This is a genomic window from Streptosporangium sp. NPDC087985 (genome assembly GCF_044741965.1).
Classification (GTDB): Bacteria; Actinomycetota; Actinomycetes; order Streptosporangiales; family Streptosporangiaceae; genus Streptosporangium.
Genome location: NZ_JBIUTQ010000009.1, coordinates 148,603 through 159,444, shown reverse-complemented (window position 1 = coordinate 159,444; position 10,842 = coordinate 148,603). Strand labels below are relative to the sequence as shown.

The following is a 10,842-nucleotide window of genomic DNA, read 5'->3' as shown; positions in this document are numbered from 1 at the left end:
CTGTCATGACCGATGCCGTGCTCAACCATCCCGATCTCGACCGCCCGCTCGCCTTCACTCAGGACCAGCTCGGCTGGGTGCCGTGGCTTGAGCCGCTCGCTGAGGAGGAGCTCACCGAGCCGCACTGGGACGCGCTCGTCGACAGAGGCCGCGCCAAGTCTCCGTACTTCCTGCTGCTCGCCCACGACCCGCAGATCCTCAAGGCGCGCACCAGGACCGACAACGACATCTTCTACAACCCGGATGCCGGACTCCCCCGCGAGGAGCGCGAACTCGCGGCGGCCGCGACCTCGCGTCACAACGGATGCGTCTTCTGCGCCTCCGTGCACGCGCGGTTCGCCTCGCACTACTCCAAGCGCCGGGACGATGTGCAGCGCCTTCTGGACGACGGGGTCGACGCCCCTCAGGACGAGCGCTGGCGCGCCATCGTCGACTCCTCGGTGGCCCTCACGGCAACCCCCGGCGCGCTCGCCGCCGAACACCTCGACGCGCTCCGCGCAGCCGGCCTCGACGACCTGGCGATCAGCGACGCGCTCCACGCGGCCGCGTTCTTCAACTGGGCCAACCGGCTCATGCTCTCGCTGGGGGAACCCACCACGCCCGCGCCGCGGGCTGGCCGAAAGGCAGATCAGTAACCGATTCACATCTGGACCACCTCGTTTAAGCGGTACCCGGCCTCCTCGCCGGATACGATCTCGGCCCCGGATCACCGGGTCGCGGGGTGGCACGGCCCAGCGCCAGGAGCCGGCCCGGATCGGCCTCGGTTCAGGGCGTCCTGGCCGGGGCTGAGTCAAGGCGTTCCAGGACGCCGTCCTCGGTCAGCCGCACGCGGTGTCCCGTGGCGAACATGCGGCTGCCGTCCGCGGCGAAGGGGTCGGGGAGGAAACGGTTCACCGTCGCCGCCGGATCGTCCAGGTAGCCTCGGGCGACCCCCGGCCCTCCGACGTAGAGGGTGCCGGCGCCGCCCACGGCGAGCGGCCGGATGTCGTCGTCCAGGACATACAGCCGGCATCCGGGAAACGGTGCCCCGATCAGCGTCCGCGCCGGGCCGGTCCCGCCGGTGCGCGAGGTGGACGCCGCGTACGCGATCCCGGTCTCCAGGGACCCGTAGAAGCGCGAGGAGTGCCGCCATGGGCCGCGCCGGGTCGCGGAACCGTCCGGCGGCACGACCACCTCGGCCCCGCCGCACAGGGTGGAGAGGACGTCGGCGTTGACGAACGCGTTGGAGAGGGGGCCCGACACCGCGACGCGATCGCTCGCGTGGATCGGTGACGCGCCGTCCAGCAGGGCGTTCAGCTGGCGGTGTTCCAGCACCACGCCCCGCGATCCACGGTCCACCGGGTGGTAGAGCACGCACGCCGCGTCCGCCGCGAGCGCCCTGGGCCCGGGTGTCCAGGGATCGGCGTCCCCCCGGTCCTCGGTGGGCGTGGCGTCCGGCCAGGTCACGATGCGCGCGTCGAGGTGGGTCAGCACCTCCGCCCGGTCCGCGACGACCACCCGTGCCCCGCTGTCGGCGATCATCAGGTTCCGCCGGCCCTCGTCGTCGGCGCTGTCGATGGGCAGGTAGGCGGCACCGGTGAGAGCGATACCGAGCAGCGCCGTGAGAGCGGGGGCACCCAGCGGGAAACAGAGCGCGACGCGGTCCTCCCTCCGGACGCCGAGCGCGACCAGCCGGTCGGCGAGCCGCCGCGCGTCCTCCATCAGCCGACCGTAGGTGAGACGGCCACCGCCACCGCTCAGCGCGACGGCGTCCGGGCGCGCGGCCGCGGCGTCGATGATCCGGGCCGTCCAGCCGGGCGGCTCGTCGCCGGCGTCGCCCGGCTTCTCCAGCGGCCTCATGTCCTTCCACAGCTCGGCCACCTGGACCAGGCAATCCCCGCGCGTGCTGACGAACCCGATCGGCGACCAGCCGCCGGGCACGGCGTCGCCCAGGGGCCATATGCCGTACTGCCCGCGGACGTTGATCACGACCTGGAAGTACCGATGCGGCGGTCCCGTCGTCATTGGCCCTCCAGAGTCATCCCGTCAAGCGCCGTCAGACCGGCATCACCACTCACCCTCTCCCCGAGAGGTTATCGGGTGGTTATGCGGGGCATCCGGACCCGCGGCCTCCCCTGCCGGAGGCGGAGACGTCCGGCGGTCAGTGCGGATGCCGGCCGTTCCGGCCCGAGTCGATCACCGGGTTGATGAGCCGGGAGGCCATCGCCTTGCGGACCGAGTCCACCCGCGAGACGGCACCGAGCTTGGCGTAGATATTGGACAGGTGCCGTTTCACCGTGGCCTCGGTGATGCCGAGCCGGGTCGCGATCTGGGAGTTGGAGTAGGCGTCGGCGGTCAACCGCAGCACCTCCATCTCCCGCGCCGACAGCGGCCGGTCTCCTTCGGTCTGCTCACCGTGTCCCAGGGTCTCCCGTGACACCGACAGCAGGACGTTACGCGGGCTCTGATGTACGGCGTGCAGGGCCGCGATCAGCTGGTCCCGGGCGATGTTCTTGACCAGATAGGCCGCGGCCCCGCAGTCGAGCAGTTCCTGCACGATCCTGGCGTTCTGGTGCATGGTCAAGACGATCACTGTCGCCTCGGGGCAGGTCTGCCGTAGCCTGCTGACGACTGCCCGGGCACCCGGCCCCGGCATCTCGACGTCCACGATGACGATGTCCGGCCGCAGGACCGGTACCAGCTCAAGGATCTTGTCGCCGTCGGCCTGGAACTGCAACGTTCCAGGCCGATGGCGATCGTCTTCTCCTGGTCGGAGCCCTCGACCCGCCCGGCGAGCCGGTGGGCGAGTATCGGGAAGGCCGCCTCGAACATCAGTGCCGCCGCGAGGAGCGACTGCGTCGGGTGCATGCCCTGCTGCGCGCGGGTCACGCCGATCTCCATGCTGAAGGGCAGTGACCCGGTGTCGCCGTCGGAGGGAGTTCCGCCACAGCGGGACACGACGTCGTCGACGACCAGGCTCGCCTGATGGACAAGCTGTTCGACCACCGTCTCCTCGCTCAGCGCGATGCTTCCAGCGGAGCGGAGACACGACCGGTAGGACGCCACCACCTCCGCGAGGACGGCCTCCCTGTCATGGCCGGTCAGCCACTCGTCAATACGCTCGCCGCCACCGCGCAGTGTCATCCCACACCTCGACACCAGGAGTAATTTCGCTCGCTTGCTAAAAGCGATTTCCTCGAACGTCATACACTGCTTAAAAGGCAGATGTTACGAACTTCCCCGAGATCGGGCAAGTGATCGCCCCAGATGTTCAAAGTGATTTCCGAATCAGCAGCCGCACGGGAAGCATCCGCCTCCAGATGATCAAAAACCATCCGATTGATCCGGGGCCGCCGCCGGGCTCGCCGCCGGATCAGCGGACGTCGCGAACCCTCTGGACCGGCCCACCGCCGGCCGAAATCGGCGCGCCGGCCGAGAGATGTCTCCGGCCATTCCGATGCCCTTTTTCGCGGCCGAGGTGAAAGTGCCCGGAGAACGGGCGAGAATAGGCGCCGCGAGTTGCCATCCGGTCATTATCCCGACCCGAGTCATCAACATTGTCAGAAAGTTTCCTTCACGGGATCACTGTCCGGGTCCGCGGTGCCGGCGTCATTCGGATGGAGGAGTCCGTCACCGCCCCGCACGAGAAGACGTTCATGGCGGTGCCGGTCGCGACCGGCACCGCCATGAACGTCTCCGGGACTAGCGGAGCACGAGCTGCAACAGGATGGTCAGGTGTGCCGCGTACTGGGTGATCATGAATATCCGGTACGGCCGGCGCCGCGCCGCACGGTCGCCCTCGCTCCACCGGCCGAGCGCGACGGCGGCGAGGACGAGGCTTCCGGCGAGGACCAGGCCGGCGACGGGCAGGAGGCCGGGCGCGAGGGTCAGCGCCGCGGTGAGGAAGGCCGTGCCCACCACCGTCGCGGCGGTGGCGATGGCGAGCCTGGCCCCGCGCTCGCCCCACAGCAGCGGCAGCGTGTGGCGCCCCGCGGCCCGGTCCCCGGCGACGTCGGACAGATCCTTGGCGAGTCCGCCGATGCCCATCCAGGCCGACATGGCGACCGCGAGTACCAGCACGGTCTCGGTGAGGGAACCGCCGGCGACGTTGATTCCCGCCAGGTAGGTGAGGAGTCCCGCCCCCACGACGGTCACCTGCACCCCGGCCACGGTGTTCTTCAGGGGAGCGGGGCCTGTCGAGTAGGCCCAGCTGAGCACGGAAAGCAGGAGCGCGAGGAGGAAGAACCGCTCCGACACCACCGCGGACAGCGACAGCCCGGCGGCGCCGAGCAGGGTGGCGAGCCGCCCCCCGGTGAGCGCGTCGAGGTCGCCCCGGGCGATCGGGCGGGTGGACCCGTTCGACTGGTCCTCGACGACGTCGGCGGCCCCGTTGAGCAGGTAGGTCGACCAGGTCAGCAGGAGCCAGGCGGCCGCCCCCGCCGCCATCGCCCCCCAGGAGACGTCCGCCAGCGCGCCGGCTCCGACGAGCGCACCGGTGAGCAGCCGGAGCTGGAAGATCACCTGTACCGCGGGCCGGGCCTCGGACCAGGCCAGTCGCACCGCCTGACCGTTGATCGCGCCTGTCGGCCGGACCGTTGCGTTGAGCTTGTACATCGATTCCGTCATTGGGGTGCCTTAATGTGAGCGATCTCGACTCACTCATCGTTTACAGGCGATCGCCCCACGTATATAGCGCAAGGTGTGCACCCCACTACAACTAAAGTCGCAGTCCCCCTTGCACCTTGCGGGCAACGCCCTTGATCAGGCGGTCAGGGGGTTCGTAGCGTTCCAGGCAGACCCCGAAAACCGGGTCCGGAGTGCCTTCCCGGCCCTCCGGGTCCCCTCGAAAGGACGGTTCCGATGCTCGCGGATTCCACGCCGGCGATGACGGTCCGTTGTCTGGGCAACTTCCGTCTGGAGATCAACGGCGAGCCGGTGGCCCACTGGCGCGCGGGCAAGGCCAGAGCGCTCTTTCAGTATCTCCTGATCAACCGTGGCCGGCTGGTCCACCGCAACCGGCTCCACGAGGTGCTCTGGCCCGACGGCGGCGACCGGAGCTCCAACTCGCTCAAGGTGGCGGTCCACGCGGTCCGCCGTGTCCTGGGAGCATGCGACAAGAGCGACGGATTCCGGCTGGTCCACCAGGACCACGGATACATGCTGCAGGCGCAGAACACCTGGGTGGATCTGGAGGAGTTCGAGCGGGCCTTCGAGCAGGGCCGCGAGGCCTGGGCGGCCAAGGACCATCAGCGTGCCCTGGAATGGTTCCAGACCGCCGCCGACCTCTACACGGGCGACTTCCTGGCCGGCGAGACCGGTGACTGGATCAACGAGCAGCGCCAGTGGGCGCAGGGCGTCGCGCTCCGGGCACTGGCGGTGCTGCGTGCCGACTCCCTGGAGCGCGAGGACTGGCCGGCGGCCCTGCACTGGTGCCGTCAGACCATCTCCCTCGACCCCTGTCACGAGGACACCTACCGGACGTTGATGATGATCCACGGTGAGCTGGGCGAGCTGGCCAGGGCCAGGGACTGGTACGAGCTGTGCCGCCGACGCCTCAGCAGGGACCTCGACACCGAGCCCACGGAGCACACCGAGCGGGTTCTCGCCTCCCTGACCCGCCGTGCGAACCGGCGCCTCGCCCCCGCTCTGGCCGGGGCGCCCTCGGCCTTCTGAGTCCCCCGCGCGGTAAGGGGCCCTTTCCCGCGGGCACCACCGCCGGCGATCGGACCGTCCGATCGCCGGCCCTTTTTCCCGCTTCTGAAATTCCTGGAACCGTCCACAGTCAGGATTCCTGTCAGAATCAAATGTCTCGCACGGGAAGCCGGTGCAACAAATGCCGTCGGCCTCCCGCGGAAACGAGTTCCCGACATGCCCGCCGGAATTCACCCGGCCACCGTAAGGCGGGTCGTCACCGGGGAGCTGGTCACCGCAACGTCCTGACCAGGCTCCGCGCCGCGGTCCGGCTGGCCGCCAGCACCGTCTTTCCCGCACCGCCGCTCCCTCCGGTGAAGGTGTAGATTCCCTGCGCCAGCGGGCGGAGCGAGAGGGCGCCCGTGGCGTGGTAGCACTCGACCGCCGCGACTGCGGCGACCTCCCCGCCGGGCGGGCTGTAGCCGATCCTGGCCTTGGCGACGTCGAGGATGCGGGTGCTGAGCGCGGGGTCGGCCGATACCGCGCCCGGCGGGACGTCCCACCGGTCGGTGGGCAGGCCGAGCAGGACGCGCGCGTCGGCGTACGGCCTGCCGTACAGACCCGTGGTCTCGTCGACGAAGGCGCTCGGGCCGCCCGGCTGGGACGGCGCGAGCACGTACTGGATGGCCTTGTTCCGCAGGCCGCCGTCCGGCAGGCCGGTCCGCTTGAGCAGTGTCCGCGTCCAGGCGCCCGCCGCCACGACGACCACATCGAACCTCATCGGGGAACCACCGACCGGGTGGACCACGCCCTCACGGGTGACCGTCTCGATCCGGCCGTCGACGACGCGTACTCCCGAGCGGGCGAGCTCGACCAGGAGCCTGTCGCGGAGCCCGTTCGGTGAGACGTAGCCGGCGTGCTTCTCCACGACGGCGACGCTCCCCTCCGGCAGGTCGCGGAACACGCCCCGGGCGGTGAGCTGCCCGGCGTCGAGCAGCTCGACCGAGCCCGGAACGCGCTGCCGTACGGCGTCCACCAGGTCGGCGGTCTCGCGCCCCAGCCCCGGCATCAGGTAGACCGAGCCGGTCTCCCGGTAGGAGGCCCAGGCGCGCAGCACCGGGTCCGCCTGGAGCTCGGCCAGGCTGGCGGAGGCCTCCATGCACAGGTCGGGGTCGGGCTCGAAGGCCCGGGTCAGCCCCCCGGAGACCGCACTGGCGTCGGCCCTGCGGTACGGCTCCCCGGTGAACAGCTGGATGCCGGTCCCCCGGATGGACTCGCACAGGCGCCACGCCAGGGTGACTCCGGCGATCCCTCCTCCGATGACGGCGATCCTCGGCATCGCGCACCCCCGCTCAACCGGCCGAGGCGACCGCGGGCTGCGGCTCCTCGGCCCCGGTGGGAGGAGTGCGCATGCCGACGAGTCCGGCGACGGTCGCCACCGCGGCGACCAGGGCGGCCCACAGCCACACCGAGCGGCCGACCTGGAACCACACCAGTGTGCCGAGGACCGGGCCGAGCGCGGTGCCGAGCCCGAAGACACTCTGCATCGCGCCGATGTAGCGTCCGCGCAGTCTTTCGGGACCGGCCATGGCCGGGTAGGCGAAGACGGTCGGCCCGCCGATGATCTCCGACAGGGTCCAGACCAGCGTGCCGACCATGAACCAGACAGGGAGCGGGCCGATGGCGTAGATCCCGTACCCGACGGCGACGAGGCCGAGGCCGAGCAGCGCGGTGAGCCGGATCGGCCACCGCTGCACGACCTTCGTCATCGCCAGCTCACAGGTGATGACGATGAACCCGTTGAGCGAGACGGCGGCGCCGTACCACCACAGGCTCACACCCGCCGCCGCGATGTCCAGCGGGAGCGTGGCCGTGTACTGGCAGTACACGATGGAGGTGAGCAGCACCGCGAGCAGGTAGACGCTGTAGCGGCGGTCGGCGAGGACCGCGAGGTATCCCGACCGGCCCGGCGACGCCGTCCCGGTCTCGGCCGCCGGCTCGGCCTGGGGGCGGGCGACGCGCCGGGGCAGCGCGAGCGAGGCGATCACGGCGAAGGTGAGGGCCGCGGCGGCCTCACCCCAGAAGAGCGCGTTGTAGGAGATCGACAACAGCGCCGCGCCGATCAACGGGGCGGCGGTCATGCCGAGGTTGAGCCCGAGCCGGTACATCGCCGTGATCATCACGAGGCGGTGCTTGGGCGTCAGCTCGGTGAGGAGGACCTGCGCGGCCGGCCGGTAGAACTGGCCGACCGTGCTGACCAGGAAGATCGCGGTCAGCAGGAGCGGGTAGGTGGGCAGGTAGAGGATGGAGACGATCAGGGCGGCCGAGCCCGTCATGCTGATCAGCGTGGCCGTGCGCGGCCCGAGCCGGTCGGAGAGCGACCCGCCGAGGAGCGAGCCCGCGACCGCGCCGGCGCCGTAGATGCCGAGCGCGAGCCCCGCCTGGGTCGGGGAGAATCCGCGGTTGGTCAGGAAGAGGACGAGATAGATCTGGATGAACGCGGCGAGCTTGTTGACGAACACGCCGAGCAGCAGCGCCTTGGCGGCGCGGGGTGTCTCCCGCAGGGTGACGAAGACACCGTCGTCGCCCTTGCCGGGCGGGGGCTCCACGGTCTCTCCGTTCTCGATGACGGCGGTCATGCGGTTACCTTCACCTTCAGGTTGGCCTCGGCCGCGTCCAGGGCGGCGTGGCACTCGTCAACGGTCGGGGACACCGCGGTGGCGTAGGCGATACGCCCCCACAGGGTGCCCTTGGGCGGGGGCGAGACGGTCGCCCCCGGGGTGACGACCGGGACCGCCCGGTCGACGGCCGCGGGGAGTCCGGTCTCGTCGAACTCGATCGACTCGATCGTCGTGTCGTCCTCGTCGACGTAGAAGAAGCGCACGCCGGCGACGAGTCCGCGTGAGGGCGTCACCTCGGGCGTCCGCCCGCAGGCCACCGCCGCGGCGGCCAGACCCGGGTCGATCCCGGTGGTGAGGGATCCGAGGTAGGGGATCATGTCCCCGCCGAGGCGCCCGTTCACCTCGATGACGCGCAGGCCCCTGGAGGAGAGCTTGATCTCGGTGTGGGTGAACCCGTCGGTGAACCCGAGGGCGGTGTGCGTGTCCTGCAGGACCCGGCAGAACTCCGGGTCCCGCAGGAGCGGGTCCAGTGCGTCGACGGAGTGTCCCACCTCCTCGCAGTACGGCTCGTAGCCGAGGATCTTGCGGGCGAGGAAGAGCGGCGTCACCACGCCGCCCTGGACGACGGCGTCGACGCTCACCTCGGGACCGTCGGCGTACTCCTCCACCAGGACGGGGACGTCGAACGTCGCACCGTCGGGGACGGTCAGGTCGCGGACGGAACCGAACGCCCCGGCGAGTTCCTCCGGGTCCTCCACCTTGATCACGCCCAGGCTGCCGCCGAGGCCGCGGGGCTTGAGAATGGCCGGGTAGCCGGTCTCCCCGGCGGCCTTCAGCGCCTCCTCCACCGTGCTGACGGCCAGCGGCCTGGGCTGCGGCACGCCGAGCGCGTCGAGCGCGACCCGGGTCAGGTGCTTGTCGCGGCAGCGGCGCACCATCGCGGTGTCCCCGCCGGGCAGGCCCAGGGCCTCGGCGACGTGCGCGGCGGCCAGGATCCTGGCCTCGTCCCAGCACAGCACGCCGTGAACGGGCTCGCGCGCGGCCAGGTCGAGCGCGGCGGCGACCATCCCGGGGCCGTCCGTGGTGTTCTCCACCAGGGTCCAGCCGGTGATGTGTTCGCGCTCCCAGCCGGGGTCGGCGGTCGCGAAGAGGTGGATCCGGTACTCGGCGCCGATCGAACGCAGCAGGTACTCGCGGTAGTGCCGCATCCCTGTCGCGATCACCAGGAGCAGGGGCCGGTGGTCTGTCGTCATGGTCATGTCTCCTTGGCGGTTGTCACGAGTTCCCCGCCGGGGGTCGTCTGCAGGGCGTCGAAGAACTTCTCGCGGACGGCCTCGTCGTCGTTGGGGGCGATGCGGGAGGCCGCGAGGCGGAGCAGGGGCGGCGCCATCATCGAGGTCACGACCGCGACCAGGACGATGACCGTGTAGGACGCGGTGGTGAGCACGCCGAGCCGGAGCCCGACCATGGCGATGATCACCTCGATGACGCCCCGGGAGTTGAGGCCGGCGCCCAGGGCGAGCGCCTCCCACCGGCTGCGCCGCGCGATGCGGGCGCCGAGATAGGCTCCGGCGAACTTGCCCGCGACGGCGACGGCGAGGACCACGATCCCCGCGACGAGGACGGCCGGGTTGGCCAGTTCGGTCAGGTCCATCCGCAGGCCCGCCGTCGCGAAGAAGATCGGTGCCAGTACGGCGGCGACGAACGTCTGCAGCGGGGCGAGCTTGGCGACCTTCAGGTCGGGGGACGATCCGATGAGCGCCCCGCAGACGAAGGCGCCGAGGATGGCCTCGAACCCCAGCGCGTGGGTCGCCGCGGCCGAGAGCAGGAACATCACCGTCACCGCGGCGATCGTGGTGCGGCTCCCCTCGGCGCGGTCGGCCAGGCGCAGCACCGCGGCGACCGTCCGGCGGCCCAGCACCAGGGCCACCAGGACAAACGCGGCGAGCAGCGCGACCGCGGTCGCCGCCGCCTGGCCGGTGCGGGCTCCGGCGGTGGCGAGCACGGAGACCACCGACAGCAGGAACCAGCCCACCACGTCGTCGATCACGGCGGTGCTCAGGATGAGCTGGCCGATGTCCCGGTGGAGCAGGCGCATCTCCATGAGGATCTTGGCGATCACCGGGATGGCGCTGACGCACAGCGCGATGCCGAGGAAGAGGGCGAAGACCAGGGGGTCGACGCCGTCGGCGATCATCTCGTGGGGGGCCAGGAACCCGATCCCGACTCCGAGGGCGAGCGGGACGACCAGCCCCGCGCCGCTGATCCAGGCCGCCGTCCTGCCCTGCCGCCGGATGAAGCCGGCATCGACGTGCATGCCGGTCAGGCCGACCAGGAGCAGGACGCCGAGCTGGCCGACGGCGTCGATCAGGTGGAACCGGGCCGGGTCCTGGGGCAGCAGCCAGGCGGAGACGTCCGGCGCGACGTTCGCCAGCAGCGACGGCCCGACCAGGATGCCCGCGCACAGCTCGCCGAGGAGCGCCGGCAGCCCGAACCGGGCGGCGAGCCGCCCGAGGACGGTCGCCAGGCCGAGGAGCAGGCCGAGCTGGAGGAGGAAGGTCAGGAGGTGGGGGGCGGGGATGACGGCGACGGGTGCCGCGGCGAGCGCCAT

10 protein-coding genes are annotated in these 10,842 nt (G+C 71.0%); 2 read left to right on the top strand and 8 right to left on the bottom strand.

The genetic code is table 11. The annotated features are described in order from the left end of the window. Positions 1–5 precede the first annotated feature (5 nt). Positions 6–635 carry an alkylhydroperoxidase domain protein gene (locus ACIN94_RS19155; RefSeq protein ID WP_400707661.1) on the top strand — a complete coding sequence of 210 codons (630 nt, stop codon included), beginning with the start codon at positions 6–8 and terminating at the stop codon, positions 633–635. Between the two features lie 130 nt (positions 636–765). Here the strand turns inward: ACIN94_RS19155 and ACIN94_RS19150 are convergent, their stop codons facing one another. From ACIN94_RS19150 to ACIN94_RS19135, 4 genes are all read right to left on the bottom strand, one after another. Next, positions 766–2,004 carry an AMP-binding protein gene (locus ACIN94_RS19150; protein WP_400707658.1) on the bottom strand — a complete coding sequence of 413 codons (1,239 nt, stop codon included), beginning with the start codon at positions 2,002–2,004 and terminating at the stop codon, positions 766–768. A gap of 136 nt (positions 2,005–2,140) precedes the next feature. Then, positions 2,141–2,647 carry a LuxR C-terminal-related transcriptional regulator gene (locus tag ACIN94_RS19145; RefSeq protein ID WP_400707771.1) on the bottom strand — a complete coding sequence of 169 codons (507 nt, stop codon included), beginning with the start codon at positions 2,645–2,647 and terminating at the stop codon, positions 2,141–2,143. Then, positions 2,569–3,123 (bottom strand): hypothetical protein, encoded by a 555-nt coding sequence (locus tag ACIN94_RS19140; RefSeq protein ID WP_400707655.1) that lies wholly within the window; start codon positions 3,121–3,123, stop codon positions 2,569–2,571. The genes ACIN94_RS19145 and ACIN94_RS19140 overlap by 79 nt, the downstream gene beginning before the upstream one ends. Positions 3,124–3,681: 558 nt before the next feature. Beyond that, positions 3,682–4,605, bottom strand: a complete 924-nt coding sequence (locus ACIN94_RS19135; RefSeq protein ID WP_400707652.1) for a UbiA family prenyltransferase — start codon at positions 4,603–4,605, stop codon at positions 3,682–3,684. A 234-nt stretch (positions 4,606–4,839) separates the two neighbouring features. Here ACIN94_RS19135 and ACIN94_RS19130 point away from each other — a divergent pair, with 234 nt between their 5' ends. Further along, a complete protein-coding gene (locus ACIN94_RS19130) occupies positions 4,840–5,652 on the top strand; it encodes a BTAD domain-containing putative transcriptional regulator (RefSeq protein ID WP_400707649.1) in 813 nt (270 codons plus the stop codon). A 250-nt stretch (positions 5,653–5,902) separates the two neighbouring features. On the opposite strand, the gene ACIN94_RS19125 is transcribed toward ACIN94_RS19130, so the two are convergent. From ACIN94_RS19125 to ACIN94_RS19110, 4 genes are read right to left on the bottom strand one after another with little or no spacing between them, the layout of a single operon-like run. After that, entirely contained in the window at positions 5,903–6,949 is a 1,047-nt protein-coding gene (locus ACIN94_RS19125; protein WP_400707646.1) for an FAD-dependent oxidoreductase, read from the bottom strand. 13 nt (positions 6,950–6,962) lie between these two features. Beyond that, a complete protein-coding gene (locus ACIN94_RS19120) occupies positions 6,963–8,249 on the bottom strand; it encodes an MFS transporter (protein WP_400707643.1) in 1,287 nt (428 codons plus the stop codon). After that, entirely contained in the window at positions 8,246–9,484 is a 1,239-nt protein-coding gene (locus ACIN94_RS19115; RefSeq protein WP_400707640.1) for an acetyl-CoA carboxylase biotin carboxylase subunit family protein, read from the bottom strand. Before ACIN94_RS19115 ends, ACIN94_RS19120 begins: the two co-directional genes overlap by 4 nt. 2 nt (positions 9,485–9,486) lie before the next feature. After that, a complete protein-coding gene (locus tag ACIN94_RS19110) occupies positions 9,487–10,842 on the bottom strand; it encodes a cation:proton antiporter (protein ID WP_400707637.1) in 1,356 nt (451 codons plus the stop codon).

Bases quoted from the DNA above. Each gene is read 5' to 3' on its own strand.
- ACIN94_RS19155 (WP_400707661.1), top strand. From the start codon at position 6: ATGACCGATGCCGTGCTCAACCATCCCGATCTCGACCGCCCGCTCGCC.
- ACIN94_RS19150 (WP_400707658.1), bottom strand. From the start codon at position 2,004: ATGACGACGGGACCGCCGCATCGGTACTTCCAGGTCGTGATCAACGTC.
- ACIN94_RS19140 (WP_400707655.1), bottom strand. From the start codon at position 3,123: ATGACACTGCGCGGTGGCGGCGAGCGTATTGACGAGTGGCTGACCGGC.
- ACIN94_RS19135 (WP_400707652.1), bottom strand. From the start codon at position 4,605: ATGACGGAATCGATGTACAAGCTCAACGCAACGGTCCGGCCGACAGGC.
- ACIN94_RS19130 (WP_400707649.1), top strand. From the start codon at position 4,840: ATGCTCGCGGATTCCACGCCGGCGATGACGGTCCGTTGTCTGGGCAAC.
- ACIN94_RS19125 (WP_400707646.1), bottom strand. From the start codon at position 6,949: ATGCCGAGGATCGCCGTCATCGGAGGAGGGATCGCCGGAGTCACCCTG.
- ACIN94_RS19120 (WP_400707643.1), bottom strand. From the start codon at position 8,249: ATGACCGCCGTCATCGAGAACGGAGAGACCGTGGAGCCCCCGCCCGGC.
- ACIN94_RS19115 (WP_400707640.1), bottom strand. From the start codon at position 9,484: ATGACGACAGACCACCGGCCCCTGCTCCTGGTGATCGCGACAGGGATG.
- ACIN94_RS19110 (WP_400707637.1), bottom strand. From the start codon at position 10,842: ATGGCGCTCGCCGCGGCACCCGTCGCCGTCATCCCCGCCCCCCACCTC.